This window comes from Saccharopolyspora phatthalungensis, from assembly GCF_014203395.1.
Classification (GTDB): Bacteria; Actinomycetota; Actinomycetes; order Mycobacteriales; family Pseudonocardiaceae; genus Saccharopolyspora; species Saccharopolyspora phatthalungensis.
The window spans coordinates 127,490-150,883 of the sequence record NZ_JACHIW010000003.1 but is presented as its reverse complement, the minus strand read 5'-3'; the positions used below and the strand labels follow the sequence as shown (position 1 = coordinate 150,883).

Sequence of the window (23,394 nt, the reverse complement as noted above, 5' to 3'; positions counted from 1 at the left end):
CGGAATAGCTCCCCGCGTTACGGCTTTCGGCAACCGTTCTCAGGCCCTCGGACATATGAACCGTGACCTGCACCGCCTCCGAGCAGTGGTTGTGGTTTCGGAGGCGCGCTCACAACGGTGGTTGCTCTCGTCAGCGTTTCCAGATCTCGATCGGTGCACCGCACCTCGTGTCGACGACGACGTGTCGTGTTTCGTCGGCGTCGGCGGCACAGGCCGTCACATGGATGGACTTGATGTCCCCAGGAACGACAAGTCCCTCCGCACCGCCAATCGGTTCGACGGTGCCTTTACCCCCGTGGTTGTAGGAGTTCCAGCTCTTGACCGAGTCATTGGCGTACTGCACATGGATATGCAGCCTGGTACCCAGATAGTTCGCTTCCGTGTCCAAGAGCTCGCCGGACACTTGGAGTTCACCCTGTGCGGTCTGGTGGATCTTGCCTTCGGCGTAGGCGCCGTCGACGCTGTCGCCAGTCGACCAGCTGGTCTCGGGACCGCGCTCCGCGAAGAGGGCGAGGGCGCCGATGGTCAAACCGGCCGTGATCGCGCCCAGTGAGCCCGTCACCATCAAGGCCGTTGGGGAAGCGAGCATTCGTCCGCGTCGCCCTGCGGGAACGAGACCGAAGATGCCGGCGGTGGCGTAGAAAGCGGTGGCGAAGGCGGGCACGAGCCACCTGACCGACAGACCGAGATAGTCGGTGGTGAGTTCGGCGAGCGGGTAGCCGGCGACAAGGAGTGGAAGCATCGTCAGGGAGTGGGCTATCAGATGCTTCCGTGACCGTGGGGTCGTGAACGCCCGGGCGGACCTGAGACGTCGGCAACCGGAGATCGCCAGGGCGATCACGGTCATGGCAATGACCGTTCCCATCAGCAGCAAGCCGATGAAGTAAGCGCCGGACGAGTCGAAGACAGCGGCGTATATCGTCAGGATGGTGGCTGATAGCCACACAGTGCTCAACTGCACCTTCTGCACGCCGAGGATGTTGGCGGGCAGATACTGGGGCTCCTCGGGCGAAAGCGGGTCGACCGGGACCGAACGTGCTCCGTGTAGTGCGGCCAGCCCGCGGAGTTCATCGCGGCTTGTGATCAACACCGCGCTGCGCGACTCGGCAGGCAGCAGCGGCCGCACCCCATCGGGTGCGGCCACGTTGTCCAGCACCAGCAGCAGTCGCTTGCCCGCCAACAGTGATTGGTACTGCCGAGCCTGATCCTCGGCCGCCGCCGGGATCGCCTCCGGGGAGAGACCGAGCATGCGCAACAGCTGCGACCGTGCTTGGTGCGCGGTCAATTCCGAATCGGTGGAGTACCCGCGCAGATCCAGGAAAAGAACTCCGTCTGGAAACTCATCTTTCAACCGGTGGGCGAGGTGGACAGCCAGTGCCGTTTTACCGGCTCCCGGCTGCCCGGACAGCGTGACGACCTGCGTCTGCTGCTGCGGGTCTGTCGTAGTGATCAGTTTTGTGATCTCGTCGACATGCTCGGCACGGCCGACGAAGCCGCGGATATCAGGTGGTACCTGAAGTACCGCAGGAGGCGACTGCGACCGGGAGAGGGTGATGCGTGGTGTTCGCGACGGTGCGAGCGCAGGATCGGCGGTAAGCACCGCTTGGTGCAACTCCTGCAGATCCTCACCGGGGTCGACACCCAGTTCCGTGTCGAGCAGGTCACGCACTTGGCGATACGTGTCGAGTGCGTCGGCTTGGCGCCCGCTGCGGTACAACGCGAGCATCAGTTGCGCCGAGAATCGTTCCCGCAGCGGGTACTCGGAGGTCAGCGCTTGCAATTCCGGGATGACCTCGTCCTCGTTGCCGAGTCGCAGATCGAGGTCGATACGGCGCTGCAACGTCTGCAACCGCCGCTCGGTCATCCCGGCAATCACATCGCGGTGCAGCGATTCGGAGTCGACGTTCGACAGCACAGGCCCCCGCCACAGTGCCAGCGCCCGCCGCAGGATCCGGGATTCCTCCACCGGATCCTGGGCGTCGCCCGCTTGGGCCGATTGGGTGATGAGATCCTCGAAACACAGCAGGTCCAGGCTCTCCCGCTTGACCTGGATGCCGTAGCCCTCAGAATGCGTCACGATCACAGCGCTTCGGCTCGCGGCATCGAGGCCGAGGTTTTGACGCAGTCGCATGACATACGCCCGCAGTGTATTGCGTGCCCCCCGGGGAGGGGATTCACACCACAAGCGGTCGATCAGCTCATCCAGCGGCACAACGTGGTTGGCACGTAACAGCAGCGACGCGAGCACCACGCGCTGCTGCCCCGACCGCACGGGCACCTCGCAGTCGTCGCGGCGAACCTCCAGTGGGCCCAGAACGGAAAACTCCCACTCCACAGCCCCATGAACCCCCAGACCCAGCCGGCAGCGCAAACGCTCTTGACCATGTTACGTCCGGTGACACCTTGGCAGAACCCCGTGTCACCGTCGAGTCACCCGGGGCGACAAGAAGTGGCCAGGCGCGATGATCCGAGCGTAAAGAGCACTTGGTGAGCACCGCAGCGGGCCTGGTAGAAAGGCAGAACCACTGATCACGGCATAACCCTTGATCGGGAGTTGCAGATGTGTACGCAGCAGATTACCGCCGTGACGCTTCTACTGCGATCAGGGCGGCGGGGCGCTACCTGGCGGCGCAGTACCGTGATCTCGTCCGCGCGCACGGAGCACGCGGACGCTTCTGCGTCCTGCTTCGCGTTCTTGAGCCCAAGGGTTACGGGCCACCTGTGGTGGAACAGGATCGAGACAGTATCCCGGATGCCGTCGACGGGCTGCCTCCCGAAGTCCTTGTTGATGTGAGGGGAATTCAGCCATGTCGTTGCCGAGGTCGGTCCGCCGCCTACCGATTGTCGACCCATCCGGTCTTGCCGATCTGGTGGGCCACGCGCGGGTGGTAGCGATCGGCGAAAACAACCACCATATCCGCGAATTCACCCAGCTACGCGAGCAGATCCTGCGATTCCTGGTGGTAGAGCTGGGATTCGGTGTGCTGGGCTTCGAGTCGGGTTTCGCCGAGTCCGCGGTGGTCGACGACTGGATCCGCGGCGGGCCTGGGGACCTGGACGCGGTGGCACGGGAGGGCTTGACGTTCCGGTTCGGTGACTCGGCGGAGATGCGCCAGATGCTGGGCTGGCTGCGCGCACACAACGATGGTGGTGGCCGGGTCCGGTTCGCCGGTCTCGACGTGCCCGGCTCGGGCGGCTGTCCGCTGCCGGCTTTGCGCCGGGTGCGTGACTATCTCGCCGCGCATGCCCCCGGCGAGCTCAGGTTCGCCGAGGAGGCCATGACCGCGACCGAGCCCTACTCCGCGCCAAACAACGGCCTGGCCCCGGTTCGGTATGCCGAGCTCGGTGCGGCGGCACGCGATGCGGCCACCACCTCCTTGAGCAGGCTGCTTCTGCGTCTCGACGCGCTACCGCCCGGCCCAGACCGGCAGGCACATCGAATCGCCCGTCATCACGCGCTCGGGGCGTTGCGTCTCGACGAGCAACTCCGGGAACTGGCCGCGCTCAGCGAACCGAACCGGCCCGCCTGGCTGCCCTCCTCCCGGGACATCTACCAGGCCGAGACCGTGCGCCTGCTACGTGCGCTGTACGGCCCCGACGAGCGGATCGTGCTCATGCTGCACAACGCTCATGCGCAGCGCGTGCCGATGCAGCTGCTGCCAGGAACCCACTTCCCTTCGGCTGGCACCTATCTCGCCGCCGACTACGGCACGGATTATCTGGCGCTGGGCATCACCGCCCACACCGGCAGTACCACCGACGTACGCCTCGACGCCCACGCCAGAGACGGATTCGAAGTCGTGACCCGCCCACTGAACCCACCCGCCGAAGACAGCATCGAGCAGGCCATCGCCTCCACCACACCCCACCACGAACCCGTACTGCTCGACCTGCGACCCGCCCGCGGTAGCGCCGGCCCCACGTCGATCCGCCACGCCAACACCCACATCCCAGTGGACGTCCTGACTGCCTTCGACGGACTCGCCTGCCTACCTGCCATGAAGCCAAGCATCCTCACCCCCTGATCGCCGTCGGCAGTCCTCTCACCTGCGTCTCACAGAACGACCGGACAGGGATGTGTCAGCCCCGCCGAACCGGGAAGACTTGCTTGGCTATCAGCTTCGCCACCGTCTCCTCCGCCCCCCGCCAGTCCGACCGCACCCGACAGATCGGCGGTGCTCCGTGATCTGTCGATCACTTGCGCACATCCCGCTCCGCGATGACCGAGCGGGTCATGGTGTGCGCGCTGCCCAGGTAGCCGCGAGGATCGCACAGTTGCTCGATCTTGTCGGTGCCGAGCTCGTCAACGATCCTGGAATTCCCGAGCAGTACGGATGCGAGATCGGTGTGGCTTTCGATGGCGCGGCGGCATGCCTCGTAGACCACGTGGTGGGCTTCCTGGCGGCCGAGCACGGGGGCGAGGGTCATCATGACCGCCTCGGCGACGATGAGACCGCCGGTGAGGTCGAGGTTGTGACGCATCCGTTCGGCGTTGACTTCGAGGCCGGAGAGTGCGAAGTCGGCCTGGGACAGCGATGACGAAGCCAGGAGGAATGCCTCGGGAACAGTTGCCCATTCGAGGTGCCACGGGCCGGTGGCGCGCTCGAAATCCTGCATCATCGCGTCGAGCATGGTCGACGACTTGTCGCGCAGCAGTTTGGCCGCGGCGACCATCAGTTCGCTGGAGATGGGGTTGCGTTTCTGGGGCATGGTCGAACTGGCCCCGCGGCCGGGCGCGAACGGTTCGGCGAGCTCGCCGAACTCTGAGGAGCACATGATCGCGACATCGGCGCCGATCTTGCCGATCGAGGCGCCGATGGCGGCGAGCAGGCCGACGATCTCGGCCAGTCCGTCGCGGGCGACGTGCCAGGTGATCGCGGGGTCGCGCAGGCCAAGTTCTTCGGCGAGCGCGGCGCGTGTGGCAAGTCCGCTGGGGCCTTCGCCGAGTGAGGCCAGGGTGCCCGCGGCTCCGCCGAACTGGACCATGAGTGCCCGCTGCTGGACCTGTGTGAGGCGTTCGGCGTGCCGGTCGAGCGCGGACACCCACACGGCGCACCGGTAGCCGAAGGTGACCGGGAGCGCGTGCTGCAGGTGGGTGCGCCCGGCGGTGACGGTGTCGATGTGGTTCTCCGCCAGCCGGCGCAGTGTGACGCGCAGCCGGTCCAGGTCCCCGGCGATCAAGGCCAGCCCGTCGGCGCACTGCAGCATCGTCGCGGTGTCCATGATGTCCTGCGTCGTGGCGCCCCAGTGCAGGTAGCCGCCGGAGTCGCCGCATTGTTCGGCGAGTTGCGTGACGATCGGCAAGACGGGATAGCCGACGTTCGCGGTCTCACGCTGCAGCCGGTCGCGGTCGAGCCGGGTGAGGTCGGCCTTGTCGGCGATGGCGTCCGCGGCTTGCCGCGGAATGACGCCGACGCGGGCCTGCGCGTGCGCGAGTGCGATCTCGGTCCGGACGATGCGCTTGACGTAGCCGGTGTCGCTGAACACCTCCCGCATCCGTGGGGTGCCGAAAAGGTCGCGGAACAGGAACGAGTCGTACACGGTGCTGTTCATGATCACTTCTGGGGTCATCCGAGGGTGAAGGGGTCGCGGGTGTCACCGGTGAGCTCGACCCAGACCGATTTGGTCTCGAGGTATCCGTCGAGCGCGGCTTGGCCGTTCTCGCGTCCCAGGCCCGACTGTTTGACACCCCCGAACGGAACGCTGGGGGCGACCGTGCGGTAGGCGTTGATCCATACCGTGCCTGCCTTGATGCGGGCGGCGACACGATGGGCGCGGTGGACGTCCTTGGTCCACACCGCGCCCGCCAGCCCGTACGGCGTGTCGTTGGCCAGTCGGATCGCCTCTTGCTCGTCGGTGAAGGTGACGGCGGAGAGCACCGGGCCAAAGACCTCTTCGCGGAACACGGTCGCCTGGGGTGTGACGGACAGGACGGTGGGCCTGATGAAGTAGCCGCCAAGGGACTCCTCGGCGGTGCCGCCGTAGGCGACGGTGGCGCCTTCGTCGCGCGCGGTGGACAGGTAGCTGAGCACTTTCCGGTACTGCGGTGCGTTGGCTACCGGGCCCATTTCGGTGTCCGGATCGAATGGGTCGCCGAGTTTGATCCGCGAGGCACGGTCGGCGACCAGGCTCAGGAGCCGGTCGTGCGCGTCCCGGTGGACGATCAGGCGCGAGCCGGCCATGCAGGTCTGACCGGTCGCGGCGAAAACGCCGGCCACGAGGCCATTGGCGGCGGCCGGCAGGTCGGCGTCGGGGAACACGATTTGCGGTGACTTGCCGCCCAGCTCCAGCGTGACCGGGTTGAGTCGCTCGGCTGCCGCGCGTGCGACCACCCGGCCGGTGGCCGTGGAGCCGGTGAACGCGATCTTGTCGACTCCGGGATGGGAGGCGAGGTGCTCTCCGGTCGTGCGGGACAGGCCGGTGACGACGTTCACCACTCCGGCGGGAAAGCCGGACTGCTCGAACAGTGTCGCGAAGGCCAGGGTGGAACCGGGGGCGTGCTCGGACGGCTTGACGACCACGGTGCAGCCTGCGGCCAGTGCGGGTGCGAGCTTCCAGCTCAGCAGCATCAGCGGGGAGTTCCACGGGGTGATCGCGGCGACGACTCCGACCGGTTCCCGGCGGGTGTAGACGAGGTAGTCCGGGTTCGGGGCAGGGATCTGGCGCCCCTCGATCTTGTCGGCCAGCCCGGCGTAGTAGTGGTACCAGCCGCCGAGAGCGCGGAGCTGGTCGAGCATTTCCCGGTACAGCTTGCCCGAGTCGTTGACCTCGAAGGTGGCCAGTCGCTCGGCGTTCGCGGCGATGAGGTCGGCGAGGCGGCGCAGGCAGGCGGCGCGGTCGAACCCGGTCATTCGGCTCCACTCGCCGTCGAGTGCGGCGCGCGCGGCGGCGACGGCGGCGTCGACGTCGTCGGGACCGCCGTCGGGGATCATGGCCCAGGGTCGGGCGGTGTAGGGGTTCTGGGACTCGAAGGTCTTCCCTGAGATCGCGGCGACCGGTTCTCCGGCGATGAGCATCCGCAAGTTCTCGAGTTCGACCACTGGTTCTTTTTCCTGTTCTTTCCGTGAGGTCACAGAATGGCCTGGGCCTGGGTGAGGGTGTGGCGAAGGATCTGCTCTATTTCGTCGAATTCGGCCGGACCGCTGATAAGTGGCGGCGCGAGCTGGATGACGACGTCCCCACCGCGGTCGGCGGCGCGGCAGTACAGGCCGTTGTCGAGCATCGCGCCGGGCAGGAATTCGTGCACTAGGCGTTCGCGTTGCGCGGGCGAGAACGTCTCGCGGCTGGCCTTGTCCCGGACCAGTTCGATGGCCCAGAAGTAGCCGTCGCCGCGGATGTCGCCGACGATGTCGAGGTCGAGCAGCCGCCTCAGGGTCGCTTCGAAGGTGCTTTCGAGGTCAAGGACGCGCTGATTGAGGCCCTCGCGCTCGATGAGGTCGAGGTTGGCCAGGGCGACCGCGGCCGAGACTGGATGTCCGCCGAAGGTGTAGCCGTGCGCGAAACTGACCTTGGGGCGCAGAAAGGGTTCGATGACGCGCTCGTTGACGATCATCGCGCCGATCGGGCTGTAGCCGGAGGTCATGCCTTTCGCGCAGGTGATGATGTCGGGGACGTAGCCGAACTTGTCGCAGGCGAAGGTCGCGCCGTGGCGGCCGAACGCGCAGATGACCTCGTCGGAGACCAGCAGGACGTCATGCCGGTCGCAGATTTCCCGGACGCGCGTGAAGTAACCGGGCGGCGGGGTGAAGCAGCCACCGGAATTCTGGACGGGTTCGAGGAACACCGCGGCGACCGTGTCGGCTCCTTCGAAGAGGATGGCTTCCTCGATCCGGTCGGCCGCCCAGCGCCCGAACGTCTCGTGGTCATTGCCGAACTCTGGGTGGCGGTAGGCGTTGGTGTTGGGCACGCGGTGTCCGCCGGGCGTGAGTGGCTCGAAGTCCTTTTTCATGGCGGGTAGTCCGGTGATCGCGAGTGCCCCTTGTGGAGTTCCGTGGTAGGCGAGGGCGCGGCTGATGACCTTGTGTTTGAGGGGTTTCCCGGTGAGCTTGAAGTACTGCTTGGCGGCTTTCCAGGCCGACTCCACGGCCTCCCCGCCGCCGGTGGTGAAGAAAACCCGGTTCCCGGAGCCTGGTGCTTCGTGCGCCAGTCGCTCGGCGAGCCGCGCCGCGGGTGGCGTGGCGGTGCCCCAGACGGGGAAGTACGCGAGCGTTTCGGCCTGATGTGCGGCGGCCTCGGCGAGTTCTCGGCGCCCGTGCCCTGCCTGCACCACGAACAGCCCGGAGAGCCCGTCGAGGATCCGGCGGCCTCGCTCGTCATACAGATGGACGCCCTCGGCGCGGGTGATCATCGGGATCGGAGCCTGTCGCCCTTGATCGAGACGGGCGAAGTGCATCCACAGGTGGTCTCGCGCGGCGGTGGCATCAGCCGATGCGCGGTCGGCGCTGATGTCCATGAGGCTCATCGGGCTCCTTGATCGTGGTGGTCGAAATCGTGACGCTGCAAGTACTCGACGACGCGGGCCAGGGCGAGGACGCCTGCCTTGCAGTCGTCGGTTGTCGCGTGTTCCTTCGGCGAGTGGGAGACGCCGGTGTTGTTCCGTACGAACACCATCGCGGTCGGGATGACCGCGGCGAGAATGCCGGCGTCGTGGCCTGCCCCGGTTTCCAGCTCGGGGACATCACCGAGGGCGCGCTGCGCTGTGGCGCGCAGTTTCGTGTCGAATTCGGTTGGCGCGGTGAGGGACTCGGGGGTGACCCGCATCGCGACGTTCTCGAGCTGGGCGGCGGCGGTCGCGGCCTCGGTGACGTCCGCGACGATCCGCTCGAGAGCGTCCCTGCTCGGCGCCCGGCAGTCCAGCCATCCGCTGGTCATGGCGGGAATTGCGTTCACGCCGTTCGGGCGCGTGACCGTCTTGCCCACGGTGGCCACACCGGCGTGAGAGGCGGCCGCGTCGCGGGCGGCGAGGATGGTGTGCGCGAGCGGGATCATCGGATCCTGCCGGTCGGCCAGGCGGGTGGTTCCGGCGTGGTCGGGCTCGCCGGTGAAATCGAAACGCCACCGTCCGTGCGGCCAGATCGAGGTGGCGAGGCCGACCGGCGCGCCGAGTTCGACGAGGCCGCGGCCCTGCTCGATGTGCAGTTCGAGGAATGCCGCGATCCGGGCGAGCCGCTGGTTGTCGGGGCCCAGGCCGGACGGGTCGTGCCCGGCTGCCGCCATGGCCTCCCGCAGCGTGGTTCCGGACGCGTCGCGGAGGTTGCGGGCCTGCTCCGGTTCGAGCATCCCGGCGGTGAGCCGGCTGCCGACGCAGGCGAGCCCGAAGCGGGCTCCTTCCTCGTCGGCGAAGTTCGCCACGGCGAGGGGACGGGTGAGCAGGGTGCCGCGGGCGCGGAGGACATCGATCGCGAGAAAGGCCGAGATCACTCCGAGGGGCCCGTCGAAGGCGCCCCCGTCTGGCACGCTGTCCAGGTGGCTGCCCATCGCCACGGACCCCGGTCCCGGTTGGCCGAGCCACGCCCACTGGTTGCCGTTGTGGTCCACCTCGACGGTCATCCCACGTCGCTGCGCCTGATCGGCGAACCAGGCGCGGCATAGCCGGTCGGTGTCGGTCCAGGCGAATCTTCGGTAGCCGCCGGTGGCCGGGTCGCGGCCGATGTCGGCGAGGCTCGCCAGGAGCTCGTCCACGCGATCACGCAGGTCGTGCTCACGTGTGGTGGGGATGTCGGTGTGCAACGGTGTCCTTTCGTCGTGTCTCGGCCGCAGGGTCAGTGGCGAACGGGTACCGGCCAGCGCCCGGCCACCCTGTTCACCGCGGCGACGAGTTCCTCCTGAGAAATCCCGGTGAGCCGTCCGTCGTCGACGGTGAGCCTGCCCGCGGTCATCACCTTGCGGATCGCGGTGGCTTGCAGCGAATGGGCGATCTGGTAGGCGAGGGTCTTGCGTGGCTGCAGCGACAGGTCGGTGAGGTCCAGCGCGACCATGTCGGCATACCGCCCGGCCTCCAGACGCCCGGCGGCCAGGCCCAGCACGTCCGCGCCGGCCTGGGTGCCCATCGAAAACGCCGTGTGCGCGTCGAGCACTCGCGGGTCGCGGGCGAGTTGCTTGGCTTCCAGTGACGCGGTGCGCATCTCGTCGAAGATCGACTGCCGGTTGTTGCCGCAGCCGCCGTCGAAACCGAGCGCGACGGTCATGCCTCGCTCCATTATGGACACGATCGGCGGGGCCGGGTGGCCGAAGGTCATCGACGTGGCCGGGCAGTGCACGAGCGATGCGCCGCCCTGCGCGAGCAGGTCGATCTCGTCCTGTTCCAGCCAAACACCGTGCACCACAAGCAACCGGGGCGTGATCAGGCCCGCCTTGTGGAGCAGCCGGACCGGAGTCGCGCCGAGCCGCTTCACAAGGTCGGCACGGGCGTCCGGACGCTCGTGGATGTGCAGGTGGCAGGTCGCGTCGAGATCCTCGGCCACGGCGAGGGCACGCGCGACGGTGTCCAGACTCGCCGCCCGCAGCGAGTGCGGTGCCGGCTGGATCACGACGCCGGATTCGCCCTGATGCTGCGCCGCCAGCTCCCGCAGCCGTTTCTCCGCGGCCTCGGGTTTCTCCCGGAAGCGGGCGGGCGCGGTGTTTTTCGCCGTGTCGTCGTAGAAAGTGCGGGCCAGTACCAACCGGACGCCGACGTCACGGGCCGCGCGGATCACCTGCTCGGCGTTGGCGTTGCCCTGGTCGTGCAGATAGAAGAAGTCCACCGTGGTGGTGACCCCCGCCAGCGCGGCCTCGGCGAAGGCGAACACCGCGCCCCAGTAGATGTCCTCTCCCGTCAGTGTTTCCGCGAACGGGTACATGACGTCGTTTCGCCAGCTCAGGGAATCCCGGTCGTCGGCGAAGCCCTTGAACAGGCTCTGGAAGGCGTGCCCGTGGGCATTCACCGTGCCGGGGACGACAGCGACGTCGCCCCAGTCCTCGACCGGCACGGCCGGGTCCACTTCGGACCTTGGGCGGACGTCGGCGATGTGTTCGTCCTCGATGACCACGGCATGGTCGTCGAGGAACCCGTCGGGCCCGTGGACCAGTGAGGCGGTGATGGCGCGGCGCATGGGTGGTTCCCTCGCTTCAGCGGACGGTGGACAGGAATGCCTGCGTTCGGGGATGGGACGGTGCGGTCAGCAGGAGATCCGGCGGTCCGAGTTCGACGATGCGGCCGTCGTCCATGAACACCACGCGGTCGGCGAGCTCGCGGGCGAACCCGATCTCGTGGGTCACCACGATCATCGTCATTCCGGCGCGGGCCAGGTCGCGCATCACGTCCAGCACGTCGCCCACCAGTTCCGGGTCCAGGGCCGAGGTGGGCTCGTCGAACAGCATCAGCGCGGGATTCATGGCCAGCGCGCGGGCGATCGCGACCCGCTGCTGCTGGCCGCCCGACAGTTCATTCGGGTAGCTGTCGGCTCGGTCGGCCAGCCCGACCCGTTCCAGTAGCGTGCGTGCCCTGCGCTCGGCGTCACGGCGGTTCTCGCCGTTGACGTGGATCGGGGCCTCGACGATGTTGTCCAGGACGGACAGGTGGGCGAAGAGGTTGAAGCGCTGGAACACCATCCCGATCCGGGTGCGCTGCCGCGCGATATCCGCCTCGCGCAGCTCGTGCAGGCCGCCGTCGGTCTCCTCGTAGCCGATGAGCGTCCCGTTCACCGACAGCCGGCCGTGGTCGATCTTCTCCAGGTGGTTGATACAGCGCAGGAACGTGCTCTTGCCCGAACCCGACGGTCCGATGACGCAGACGACCTCGCCGGCGGCGACCTCCAGGTCGATTCCCTTGAGGACCTGGACCGATCCGAAAGACTTTCCCACGCCCTCGGCGCGCATGATGATCTCGTTCACACCAGTTCCTCTCGGGTGGGCAGCGTCTTGCGTGAGGAGCGGGAGAAACCGCGGCCGACCCGTTTTTCCAGGCGGCTTTGCAGGAAGGTCAGCACGGTGGTCAGCGCCAGGTACCAGATGGAGGCGACGATCAGTAGCGGGATCTGCTGGAAGTTGTTGCCGTAGATGATTTTCGCGGAGGTGAGCAGTTCGGGCAGCGCGATCGTGAAGACCAGCGAGGTCGTTTTGAGCATCAGGATCGTCGCGTTGCCCAGAGGCGGGATGACGATCCGCATCGCCTGCCGGGCCACGATCCGGGACATGAGCTTGCGGCGCGTCATCCCGAGCGCCTGGCCCGCTTCGAGTTGCCCGGGATCGACAGACATGATGCCCGCGCGGACGATCTCCGCGACATAGGCGGCCTCGTTGAGACCGAGCGCGAGCAGACCGGCGGCGAACAGCGATATCAGGGTGTTGGTGTCCCAGGACACGAACACGGGTCCGAACGGGATGCCCAGCGAGACGGTGGGGAACGCCGCGGACGCGAAGGCCCAGAACAACATCTGCACCAGCAGCGGTGTTCCGCGGAAGAACCAGATGTAGAGCTGGCTCGCCCTGGCCAGCACGGGATTCGAGGAGATCCGCATCAGGGCCAGCAGGCTGCCCAGCACGATCCCGATGGCCATCGACGCGACCGTGAGCACGATGGTCAGTCCCAGACCGTCGAGAATGGTCGAGGAGAACAGGTACTGACCGACCACGTCCCAGCGAAGGCGACGGTTCGTGATCAAGCCCCACACGATCTGCGCCCCGATCACCAGCACGACCACCGCGACGAGCAGCTGTCCGGTGCGCCAGCGGGTCCGGGCGTTCACGGGCTCGCCGAGACGGGCCTCGGGCTGCCGCAGCGCCGCTGTCATATCAGTCATCGCGGGCTCCTCACTTTCCTGTGTTGACGCCGATACTGGTCAGAGCGCCGGATTCGAGATTCCATCGCCGGACGAGACGTAGGTAGGTGCCCTCGTCGAGGAGGGCCTGCATGGCCTTGTGCACCGAGGCGGCCAGATCGGGGCGGTCCTTGCTCACGACGATGCCGTAGGGCTGAGGCCGGTACGGCTTACCGGCGATCGCAAGGCCGGGCGTGCGATCGACCCGGTACACCGACGGCGGGGTCCCGTTCAACGCCGCGTCGGTCCGGTTCGAGGTGAGGGCGAGGAACATGTCCGGGACCGACGAATAGACCTGCAGCTGCACCGGCGGGCGGTTCGCCGCGACGCATCGCTTCGACGCCTCCTGCAAGTCGGTGACCTGCGCCGTGCCGTTCCCCGCCCCCGCACGCTTCCCGCACAGATCGTCGATCGATGCGATCCCGGAGGCATCTTCCTGCCGGACGACGATCGACGTGCTGGTGTTGATGTCGTCGACCAGGTTGACCATCGAATGGCGGGACTTCTTGTCCAGCACGCCGAACACGGCCAGGTCGTAGCGACGCCCCTGAATCCCGGGGACGACACCGTCGAACGAGGTCTCCACGAACTTCGGGGTCAGCCCGAGCTTGGCCGCCACGCACGCGTGATGTCCACTTCGAACCCGGTGAGCTTGCCGTCCTCGTTCTTGAACTCGAGCGGGGCATAGTCGCTTCCCGTCGCGATCGTCAACGTCCCGCTCGCCCGCACCTCGGCGGGCACGGTCGCCACCAGCGCCGGATCCGCCGAGGTGCCGAGGGGAAACGGGTCGGCCTGCGGCTCACCGAGCGCGCAGCCGGACACCGCGACCAGGGGTGCCACGAGAACCGTTGCCACGCGGCGAAGAAGCGAGAATGCGGCCATGGCGCCTCCACGAAGGTTGATGAATGCAGATATTCACATAGGAGTACGATGAATGTCTAGTATTCATCACGAAGAGTCCGTAACGACGAAGCAGGAGGTTCAGGTGAGCGTGCCCTCGAAGCGGCTTCCGACGACAGTGGCATCCGGTCGCCCCGGCAACACGGTATCCACCGACGCGGCGGAGGAGCGCGGCGCCGCGAGCCTGGCCCAGCTCTTCGCCGGCCACGCACTGACCCCGAGCCAGCGCCGCATCGCGGCGTTCCTAAGCTCGCGGCCGGTCGACGAAGCGGCCCGCATATCCATCACGCAAGTAGCCGCCGGAGCGGGCGTCAGCCAACCATCGGTGAGCCGGTTCGCGGTCGCCCTCGGCTACCGCGGCTTCAACGAGCTACGCGTCGCGATCCAGGCGGTGGAGCCGACGACGGCGGACGCGGCTACCCCGTCCACGCCGTCCGACAGCCCAGCCCAGCACCGCATCCAGCGGGAGATCGACGCGCTGCGGCGCCTACAGGAGAACGTGGCCGACGGCGCCGGTATCGCCTCAGCAGCGGCCGTCCTCGCCGCGAGCAGGCCACTGCCCATCGTCGGCCTACGCGTCTCGGCCCCCCTGGCGACCATGCTCGGCCAATTCGCCTCCAAGATCATGCCGGATGTCCGCATCTACACACACGGCGGCTCCGCACTCACCGAAGCCCTCACCCGCGCGAAACTAGACGGCGCCACCGCGTTGCTCGCCATCGGAATGCCCCGCTACCCACGCGAGCTACGCGACGCCCTCGACCTCACGTCATCCCTCGGCCTGGAAACCATCCTCATCACGGATAGCCGCTACTCCTCCATCGCCGATCTCGCAGACCACCTGCTACTCGTCGAACCCTCACACGACTTCACGTTCGACTCCTACGCCGCACCGAGCGTGATGTGCGGGCTCCTGCTCCAAGCGCTGGTCGAGTCCCAACCGAAAGACAACAGCGGACGCCTCGACGACTTCGACGAACTCGCAAGCGCCCACGAGTTCTTCGTTGAGTGAGCGACCTTGCTCATCGCTTCGAGACCGTTGGCCAGAACTATCTCGAACGCAGCATCCGCAACCTGGTCGCGAGCTGTCGACTGGGCCAGATCCCGGCTGGTGGTCGAACTTCGCCGGTGCTCTTGCGTGGAAGCGGACATGTCACTACGGTTCGAAAATACACTGTATATTTTTCAGATACACTGTATTGGAGTCCCCGTGGCCCTATCGGACGCTGTCTACTCCGACATGACTCGCGCGAGACGTCTGCTCGAGGAAAGCTCGATCGACGCAATCGTCGTCGCGTGGCCCGAGAACGTTGGCTACGTCTCGGGCTTCTATCACCCGGATCTGCATCTCACGTGGGAACGACTCCACGTAGTCGTCTGGGCCTCGGGGCATGAACCCGTCTTCGTTGTCCCTCGACCGCGCGAGCAGAACTGGATGGCGAACACTTCCCAGCCCTGGGGACCTGACGACCAACGGCCGCACATCGACGACATCCGCGGCTTCGACGGCGAGCACGCCGCTGCGATGCACGTCATCGGCGATGCACTTGAGGAACACGGCATCACTGCCGGCACCGTCGGGGTCGAGTTCCGCTCTGCCCCCTACAGAATCGTCCGCGGTCTCCAGAAGCGGTTCCCGAAACTGACCTTTGCCGACGCTTGGCCGCTGCTCAACGAGATGCGAAAGATCAAGACCGCGGCAGAGGTTGAGCTGATTACTTCGATCAACCAGTTGACCGCGCAGGCCATGGGAAAGGTGCTTTCGACAGTCGAACCAGGCGAGACGGAACGCAGCGTCGCATCGCGGCTCACGCACACGCTGCTCGACGCCGGCGCGGACGAGCTGAGCCACACTGTATTCGGCGGCGACTGCCGGGGTGGCCAATGGCACCCATGGCCGAGCGAGCGCCTCCTTGAGAAAGGCGATGTGCTGCGAGCCGACTGGGGCATCCGCAAGAACGGCTACCGCTCGGACATCGCCAGGACCACAGTCGTCGGTACGGCCAACGCTCACCAGCGTGATCATTTCTCCCGGATCCTCGAGGTCTTCGACATCGTGGTTGACTCCGTGTGCCCGGGCGTGGTGGCTTCGGAGATCTTCCAGTTGGCCAAGAAGAACTACGAGCGGCTCGGACTCGAATTCCGCTGGCCCATAGTGGGGCACGGGATCGGTCTGGTTCTCCATGAAGAACCGCATCTGACCCCCGAATATGACGACCCCATCGTCGAGGGGATGCTCCTGGAGATCGAGCTCGGGTGGGTCGACGAGAACGTCGGTTATCACTACGAAGACCTCGTCCATGTAGGACCCAGCGGCGCAACCTGCCTGACAGGTCAACCAGGAACATGGCGCCTCATCGAGTCGGGAACCAGATGAAGCGCCATCACCATCCGCAACGGCTCCGTCGCCCCACTACCCAGCGCCTCATCCGCCAGCAGCGAACAACCGCGCCACCACCTCAGGCCCCTGCTGCTCCATCACCTCCTGCACCGCCGCATCAGCCGCACTCCTCACCTCCACCGACGACCCGTTTATTCGCCGACGTACCACCCGCGAAGCCCACCACCTCACCGGATGAACCAGCAACCTCGTTTTCGATCTCCCGAAGCCGCGTCCGCCCCCACTCCCTGCTCTTTCCGAACTTCTTCCCCAACGCCGCAGCGCGGTAAGGGGTACCCGCGTCACGAGCACGCCGCGCCTCCCTACGCCCGGCTTCCCGCTTCTGCTCTTCCACATCCGCTGTCGTCAAACCACCCTCAGCCCGGATGTTCAGAAGCCGCATTCGCCCCCACGCTTCGCTCCTTCCGAACATCTTCCCCAAGGTTTCACCGGTGTGCGGCTGGCCAGCGTCCCGAGCACGCCGCGCCTCCGCGAGCGCCGCCTCCCGCAACGCCTCGCTCTCCCGCTCCCGCATCTCGGCCCCGGTCAAACCACCCTCAGCCTGGATCTCCCGAAGCCGCAGCCGCCCCCACTCCGCGCCTTTTCCGAACTTCTTCCCCAACGATCGGCTGGTGTAGGGCTGGCCAGCGTCCCGAGCACGCCGCACCTCCGCGAGCGCCGCCTCCCGCAACGCCTCGCCCTCCAGCAACTCGCCCTGTGTCTCGCCACCCGCACCGCTGTCTTCCGCAGGCCGGATATCCGCCGGCGAATCCCGCAGCACTCCACCCTGGACGGGCGATTCCAGCCCCGCTGCAGGGTCTTCCTGTTCCTGCTCGCCCAACTCCGGCCGAGCCGAAGCGTCCTCAAGCCTGATCTCCTGAAGGCGCTCCCAACCCCACGCCGCGCCCATCTTAAACTTCCTCGCCAACGCCTCACCGTTGTCAGGCTCACCCTCGTCACGGGCACGCCGCGCCTCCGCACGCGCCACCTCGTTGACCGACTCCGCATTGTCACGCCCCTCGACACCGCCCAGCTCCCCGCCCAAATCCACCTTCACCTCGCCAGCCAAATAACGCCCCAACCGATCCCGCAACATCCGAGCACCACCCCAATCCCCCGGACGCGACAACAACCGATGCGCCATCACGACCCGGAACCGGTCCACCCCCTGGAAATCCGGCCCCAAAACCCAATCCGCCTGACCCAGCAACACAGTGACGGCACCCTCACCATTGCGCTCACCGAACGCCCGCAACACCTGATCCGCGGCCTCGAAGGCATCGCGCAACGCAACCAGGCGCCCAGTCCGACCAGGCTCCGAGAACCCCACAGGCCTCTCCGCCACCCGCCCAGCACCCGACATCTCCACGCCCGCCACGTCACCAACCATCGCCTCACCGGCCATAGCAGCCGGCCCGACAACGAACTCATCACCAGCCAGCGGAACCGTGCGCGAATCCGGAATCGGCGCACCATCTCGGCTGATTTCCGCAAGCCGCTCCCGGCCCCATTGCCTGCTCTTTCCGAACTTCTCGGCCAACGTCTCACCGTTGTAGGGCTCGCCCGCGTCACGAGCACGACGCGCCTCCACCCGCGCCGCCTCCCGCACCGCCTCCTGCTCCCGACCCCGCAATGCCGCCCGGGTCACACCACCCTCATCCCTAATCTCAGCAAGCCGCTGCCGGCCCCACACCTCTCGCCGTCGGAACTTCTGTGCCAACGTCTTACCGGTGTGGGCCTCGCCCGCGTCACGAGCACGACGCGCCTCCACCCGCGCCGCCTCCCGCACCGCCTCCTGCTCCTGATCCCGCAAAGTCGCCCGGGTCACACCACCCTCATCCCTAATCTCAGCAAGCCGCTGCCAACCCCACGCCGCGCTCCTTCCGAAACTCTGTGCCAACGTCTCACCGGTGTGGGCCTCACCCGCATCACGAGCACGACGCGCCTCCGCACGCGCCTCCTCCCGCTCCTTCTCCAGAGAAGTCACCCGTGACAAGCCTTCGCTGATTTCCTCAAGCCGCCGGCTGCCCCACCTTTCGCTCTTGCGGAACCTTTGCGCCAACGTGTCAGCGGTGTAAGGCTCACCCGCCTCAAGAGCACGACGCGCCTCCGCGCACGCCACCTTGTTGACCAACTCCGAACTGTCCAGCCCTTCGAACCCGCCCAACCGCGTCCGCACCTCCACCTCCACCTCCAACTCACCTGCCAAGTACCGCCCCAACCGATCCCGCAACACCCGAGCACCGTCCCAATCCCCTGGACGCGACAACAACCGATGCGCCATCACGACCCGGAACCGGTCCACCCCCTGGAAATCCGGCCCCAAAACCCAATCCGCCTGACCCAGCAACACAGTGACGGCACCCTCACCATTGCGCTCACCAAACGCCCGCAACACCTGATCCGAAGCCGCTAAGGCATCCCCCAAGCCATCAGGGCCAGACCAATAAGGCTCCGCCAGCCCCGCAGCGCTCACCACCTCCGGACCGGCACCCGACAACCCTGAATCCGCCATATCACCGACCATCGATTCAGGACCCCACGACCACCCTTCAGCCGCCATCAAAGGGTCACCCTCCAGCACACCCTCACCGCCGGCAAACTCATCACCGGTGAGCGCTTCACCCACCGACGCCCCGACCGGTCCCAATTCCGCGAACGCCAAGGCACTCTCATCGGCCGTAACATCCACCAAACCGTCGCTGCGCAACCGCTCCACCAACCTCGCAGCATCACTCACCCGCTTCCGCAGCGCCACGACATCCACACCATCAAACCCACGCTCGGCCAATGTCTGCGACCAGTGCTCCACCCGCTCCCCCAACCCAGGCATATAACCGGCCGGCGCACCAACCAAAAGCCGCCGCAACGAATCAACCAAACCACCCAACTCGGCAACCAACCGCGACCGCTCAGCAACACCCGCCAACAACCCCTCAACGGCCAACGGATCAAACACCGACTCAATCGCCAACGGATCAAACACCGACTCAGCGGAAACCGGATCAAACACCGACTCAACCGCCACCGGATCAAACGCCCACGCCATCGGATCATTCGCCGACTCAGCGGCACGCTGCGCCTCCGCACGCGCCTCCTCGCGCAACGCCTCCTGGCCCTGCGCCCGCACAGTCCCTCCAGTCGCACCATCTTCGGCCCTGATTTCCCTGAGGCGGGCCTTACCCCACCACGCACTCCTTCCGAACTTCCTCCCCAACGCCGAACCGTTGGAGCGCTCACCCGCGTCATGCGCGCGCTGCGCCTCCGCCCGCGCCGCCTCCCGCTCCCGCCGCTGCTCCCGCCGTTCCTGCTCCAGCAAAGCCGCGTGTGTCACCCCACCCTCATCGCTGATCTCCGCAAGCCGCCTTCGCCCCCATCCCCCGGTCCTACCGAACTTCTTCCCCAACGCTTCACCGCTGTATGGCTTACCCGCGTCTCGACCACGCCGCGCCTCCACACGCGCCTCCTCGCGCAGCTGCTCCGCGTTTTCGAGCCTTTCGGCCGTCGGGCGGCCCGGCCCCGCGGTCCTGCGCGCAGCACCCTCATCGACCGAATCATCGGGAAGGCCCCGCTTGCGGCCACCAGCGTCACTGACCGACACCGTCCCGCTGATAACGGCATCAGTGTCCTCATTAGACACCGGTATCCGCGACCCACCCTGACCCGAAAACTCACCGCCCGCACCCGGTGCGGAATAAGACTGCTCACCCCCCACCGCCGCCGCCCCCTCAGCAACAGTCGACACCGTCCCCGCCACATCCCACCCAGAACCCACCGATCGCTCAACAACCGCCGGATCGAATCCCCACGTCGCCAAATCATGCGCCAACTCCCCAGGACTCGGATCAAAACCCCACGTCCCCAATTGATCCGTCCACTCCGGCGCGTCCGGATCAAACCCCCACGTCATCGGAATATCCGGCGACCCCCCACTCACCCCACCATGACTACCCTGGCCACCGTTCGCGAACTCCTCAAGCCCCGGCAAGTCCGCCAACGGATCCTCCCCCGCCCCAGCACGAACACCCAACCCCGAGCCCCTACTACCCAGCCTGGCCGCCAACTCCCGCGAAAACCGCACCGCAGCCCCACGACCGAACTCCCCCACCCGCGCCGCCACCAACGCCACCACATCATCCAACGACACACCCACATCCCCCCGCGCCAACGCCACGACATCATGCGTCCCCTGCACAATCCGGGACGCCACCGCACGCGACCCACCCAGTTCCCTGGCCCGCGCAACCTCCCCATGAAGGTCCGACTCCGACCAGTTCGCCACACCCGCCGAATCCGCCCCGTCCTCCGCGTCCCCCTGTACACCCTCCCCATCGCCCGAGGTATCCGTCGCCGTCGAGTCAGCCACCGCCTCAGCACCACGCCCCTTCTCGGTCGACCCCCCAACCGCCGACTCCACCACGCCCTTCGGAACAGCGGACGACGAACTCGCCAACGCACCCAGAGATCCGTGCCCCTCACCGACCTGCACCGGCGCCTGAACCGACCCCGGCCCACCCACCGGACGAGGACGAGACCCATCCGCACCAAAACGCATCCACCGCGGACCACGACGACCCCGAGCCGGCATTAACGCAACAACATCACGCCCCATTCCCCGCGCCGCCTCCGACGCCTGAGCAGGCGACACCACCACACCACCAGCAGGCGAACCCTCCCCCGGCACCAACACCACCGGCCCCGCATCCACATCCCCCACCTGAACACGCACAAACTCCGCAAACCCGCCCCCAGACACCACATCCACCGGCACCGACACCCGCACCGCATCCCCCGGCAACCCCACCGGCCCCGCACCCAACACCGCATCACCAAACGACGCCACGTCCGACGACCCCGATGACAGCGACAACTCCGGCACACCATCACCCGCACGACCCGAATTCCCATTCCCAGCAACCGAATCCGCACCAGAGCCCGACTCCGCCCCAGGAACAGCCCCGTCACCCCACACAGACCCCTGACCCGCCAATCCCACCCCACCACCGGACCCCGGAACCACATCACCCGCAGACGAAGCCACCCCCGAACCCACAGCGCCCGAAGACACACCAGGCACATCAGTCGCGCCCGCCGACGGACCATCCACCAACGGGGCAGGAACCTGGACCGTGGGCTCCCCCGCGAACGAGCCGGGAGCGGTGTGGCCGTCACCAGAAGGCAAGTCGGCAAGGACATTCCCCGGCGTCACAACACCATCGGAAGCCAGCGAACCACCTGAATTGAACGAATCCGACCCCGGCGCCGACGGAAAATGCTCCACCGACCCACCAGGACCGCGTGGACCAGACGAGTCAGCGCCGACCTGTCCGCCACGCGAAGGTGAATCGGCGCGGGAATCCCCTGACGTCACCCCACCACCAGCAACCAGCGGACCACCCTGCTTGATCGAACCCGACCCCGGCTCCGAATGCCCCACCGACCCACCAGGACCGTCCACACCAGACGATTCAGGACCAACGCGATCGGCACCAGCAACCGGGCCATACGCCGGCGGCGGCGTACCAACACGCGAATCCCCCGTCCAGACCGCACCACCAGAACCCGGCGAACCACTGCCATCACCCTGAGACGGGCTATACGCCGGTGGCGGCGTACCCGGCCTAGCCTGCCCCCGCAACACATCCGGATCCGCCACATCACCCTCACCCCACGATGTCGTACCCCTCGGCGTCACAGACACCCCAGACCCAACGCCTCCACTCACGACGCCACCTGCATCCACACCCCTGGGCTCACCACCAGGCGTATCCACACCACCGCTAGGCGGAGTCACCGCGGTACCCGGCACCGAGTGCCCTGATCCCGGACCGTCCGCCAACGGCGCACCCGGGGACGGAGACAGACCAGCCGTTTCCTCCCTGTCCGCCGCGCCGTCTCCACCCCGCGGGCCGCCGGTACCGCCACCAAGCGGCGCCTTTTCGGGGCCGGAGCCAGCAGGCTGGATAGCCGAAGTCACCGGAATGCCCGACGCCACCGAACCCGGTGCCGAACCCGGTGCCGAATCCGGTACCGAGTCCGAACCCGGACCCGGGCCACCGGCCCGTGTCCAGGAAGGCACCGACACCCCGGAATCCACCTCAGGCACAGCCTCCTGGAAGCCGAGCTTCTCGCCCGTCTGCGACCCGGAGTCGGTCTTCAACTCCTCAGTCGTACCCGCGTCCAAGTCCGTGTCCGTGTCCGCACCGCCGGAATCCTTCTCCCCATCGGCGGCTTCCCGGGCCCGGCCCGCCGGAGTCAACTCACCCCGCACCGCTAGGCCCATCAGGTTCCCGATCCCGGAGCCGATCGCCTCCGACAGCCCGGCGGTGAACGAGAACGGATTCCACTGCGCCCCCTGACCACTGATCGCCCCATACCCGGCCTCGCCAAACATCTCCGTCAAACCCTCCTCAATCGACTCCCCCAACCCCCCACCAAACCGCGCCGCCCACGTCCCCCGCACCGACATCCCCGTGTAATCCTCAATATTCCTCGACACCACATCGGCAAACTTCGCCATCGACCCCACCGGAAACTGCTCCGCATGCTCCTCCACCACATTCCGCACCGCCGCCTCCAACACCTCCTTATCCACCTCATCACCCAGACCCCGCACCAACACCTTCGTCACCGCATTCCCCACCACATTCCCCAACGCCGACAACGGCAACGCCAACAACCCACTAAACGCCCCCACCCCCGCCGCCATCTCCGAAGTCTGCGCATCCCACTTATCCCGCGTCCCCAACGCAAACTGCAACCCCTGAGCACCCGCATCCATCAACACCTGCAACCCCACCCCCACCACCTGACCCATCGCCAAACGCATGAACAACTGACCCCACCACCGCGACAACAAAAACCGCATCACCGCAAACCGCGCCGCCAACCACGCCATACTCGCCCCACCAGTGGGACCCGCCATCGCCACCGCCCACGCAATCTCCGCCAACAACAACACCAACCCACCCACCGTCACAAACTTCAAATACTGCACCTGCAACGCCAAATTCCGCACAAACCCCGCCAACTCCCGCAACCCCCCACCACCGGCCTCCAACACCGGAGAAAACCCCGCCGACCGCTCCGCGAACCGATCCGCCGCCTTACCCGAAAACCCACCCCGCACGCGCCCGACCACGTCCTGCACCGCCGGAGCCAACATCTCCACCACCGCCGCATCCGACTCCAACCGCTCCGCCACCGCGAACAACGCATCCTCATCCGCATCCGTCATGTCCTCACCGGTCAACACCTGAAAAAGCCGCCTCACCTCCACCGGCACCATAAGCGACATACAGTTGCACCCAATCAGCT

General features: G+C 66.8%; 12 protein-coding genes and 1 pseudogene. 3 read left to right on the top strand and 10 right to left on the bottom strand.

What is annotated here, in order from left to right:
* Nucleotides 1-130: 130 nt before the first annotated feature.
* Entirely contained in the window at nt 131-2,248 is a 2,118-nt protein-coding gene (locus BJ970_RS36000) for an AfsR/SARP family transcriptional regulator (protein WP_312864653.1), read from the bottom strand.
* A 559-nt stretch (nt 2,249-2,807) separates the two neighbouring features.
* Here BJ970_RS36000 and BJ970_RS35995 point away from each other — a divergent pair.
* Nucleotides 2,808-4,025: an erythromycin esterase family protein gene (locus tag BJ970_RS35995; RefSeq protein ID WP_184732904.1), complete on the top strand. Its 1,218-nt coding sequence runs from the start codon at nt 2,808-2,810 to the stop codon at nt 4,023-4,025.
* A gap of 169 nt (nt 4,026-4,194) precedes the next feature.
* Here the strand turns inward: BJ970_RS35995 and BJ970_RS35990 are convergent, their stop codons facing one another.
* The 8 genes and pseudogenes from BJ970_RS35990 to BJ970_RS35955 form a co-directional block, all read right to left on the bottom strand.
* Complete coding sequence (locus tag BJ970_RS35990; protein WP_184732902.1) at nt 4,195-5,553, bottom strand: class-II fumarase/aspartase family protein; 1,359 nt, start codon at nt 5,551-5,553, stop codon at nt 4,195-4,197.
* A 14-nt stretch (nt 5,554-5,567) separates the two neighbouring features.
* The gene (locus BJ970_RS35985) at nt 5,568-7,016 is read right to left on the bottom strand and encodes an aldehyde dehydrogenase (protein WP_184733062.1); all 1,449 of its coding nucleotides are present in this window, start codon (nt 7,014-7,016) and stop codon (nt 5,568-5,570) included.
* A 53-nt stretch (nt 7,017-7,069) separates the two neighbouring features.
* Entirely contained in the window at nt 7,070-8,452 is a 1,383-nt protein-coding gene (locus BJ970_RS35980; RefSeq protein ID WP_376775191.1) for an aspartate aminotransferase family protein, read from the bottom strand.
* 5 nt (nt 8,453-8,457) lie between these two features.
* Nucleotides 8,458-9,729: an allantoate amidohydrolase gene (locus BJ970_RS35975; RefSeq protein ID WP_246472206.1), complete on the bottom strand. Its 1,272-nt coding sequence runs from the start codon at nt 9,727-9,729 to the stop codon at nt 8,458-8,460.
* A gap of 32 nt (nt 9,730-9,761) precedes the next feature.
* A complete protein-coding gene (locus BJ970_RS35970) occupies nt 9,762-11,090 on the bottom strand; it encodes an amidohydrolase family protein (RefSeq protein ID WP_184732898.1) in 1,329 nt (442 codons plus the stop codon).
* Nucleotides 11,091-11,106: 16 nt separating this feature from the next.
* Nucleotides 11,107-11,856: an amino acid ABC transporter ATP-binding protein gene (locus BJ970_RS35965; protein WP_184733058.1), complete on the bottom strand. Its 750-nt coding sequence runs from the start codon at nt 11,854-11,856 to the stop codon at nt 11,107-11,109.
* An 11-nt stretch (nt 11,857-11,867) separates the two neighbouring features.
* Nucleotides 11,868-12,779: an amino acid ABC transporter permease gene (locus BJ970_RS35960; protein WP_246472204.1), complete on the bottom strand. Its 912-nt coding sequence runs from the start codon at nt 12,777-12,779 to the stop codon at nt 11,868-11,870.
* 10 nt (nt 12,780-12,789) lie between these two features.
* Nucleotides 12,790-13,679 (bottom strand): annotated as a pseudogene (locus tag BJ970_RS35955) (ABC transporter substrate-binding protein).
* A gap of 103 nt (nt 13,680-13,782) precedes the next feature.
* Here BJ970_RS35955 and BJ970_RS35945 point away from each other — a divergent pair.
* Both BJ970_RS35945 and BJ970_RS35940 read left to right on the top strand, forming a co-directional pair.
* Nucleotides 13,783-14,709 carry a MurR/RpiR family transcriptional regulator gene (locus tag BJ970_RS35945; RefSeq protein WP_184732892.1) on the top strand — a complete coding sequence of 309 codons (927 nt, stop codon included), beginning with the start codon at nt 13,783-13,785 and terminating at the stop codon, nt 14,707-14,709.
* A gap of 138 nt (nt 14,710-14,847) precedes the next feature.
* A complete protein-coding gene (locus BJ970_RS35940; RefSeq protein WP_184732890.1) occupies nt 14,848-16,074 on the top strand; it encodes a M24 family metallopeptidase in 1,227 nt (408 codons plus the stop codon).
* A gap of 121 nt (nt 16,075-16,195) precedes the next feature.
* On the opposite strand, the gene BJ970_RS35935 is transcribed toward BJ970_RS35940, so the two are convergent.
* A complete protein-coding gene (locus BJ970_RS35935; protein WP_184732888.1) occupies nt 16,196-23,374 on the bottom strand; it encodes a WXG100-like domain-containing protein in 7,179 nt (2,392 codons plus the stop codon).
* Between the last annotated feature and the right edge of the window lie 20 nt (nt 23,375-23,394).

Excerpts from the sequence above, each read along its gene's own strand:
- BJ970_RS35995 (WP_184732904.1), top strand. The coding sequence starts at position 2,808 with ATGTCGTTGCCGAGGTCGGTCCGCCGCCTACCGATTGTCGACCCATCC.
- BJ970_RS35960 (WP_246472204.1), bottom strand. The coding sequence starts at position 12,779 with ATGACTGATATGACAGCGGCGCTGCGGCAGCCCGAGGCCCGTCTCGGC.
- BJ970_RS35970 (WP_184732898.1), bottom strand. The coding sequence starts at position 11,090 with ATGCGCCGCGCCATCACCGCCTCACTGGTCCACGGGCCCGACGGGTTC.
- BJ970_RS35990 (WP_184732902.1), bottom strand. The coding sequence starts at position 5,553 with ATGAACAGCACCGTGTACGACTCGTTCCTGTTCCGCGACCTTTTCGGC.
- BJ970_RS35935 (WP_184732888.1), bottom strand. The coding sequence starts at position 23,374 with ATGTCGCTTATGGTGCCGGTGGAGGTGAGGCGGCTTTTTCAGGTGTTG.
- BJ970_RS35965 (WP_184733058.1), bottom strand. The coding sequence starts at position 11,856 with ATGCGCGCCGAGGGCGTGGGAAAGTCTTTCGGATCGGTCCAGGTCCTC.
- BJ970_RS35940 (WP_184732890.1), top strand. The coding sequence starts at position 14,848 with ATGTCACTACGGTTCGAAAATACACTGTATATTTTTCAGATACACTGT.
- BJ970_RS35985 (WP_184733062.1), bottom strand. The coding sequence starts at position 7,016 with ATGCTCATCGCCGGAGAACCGGTCGCCGCGATCTCAGGGAAGACCTTC.
- BJ970_RS35980 (WP_376775191.1), bottom strand. The coding sequence starts at position 8,452 with ATGGACATCAGCGCCGACCGCGCATCGGCTGATGCCACCGCCGCGCGA.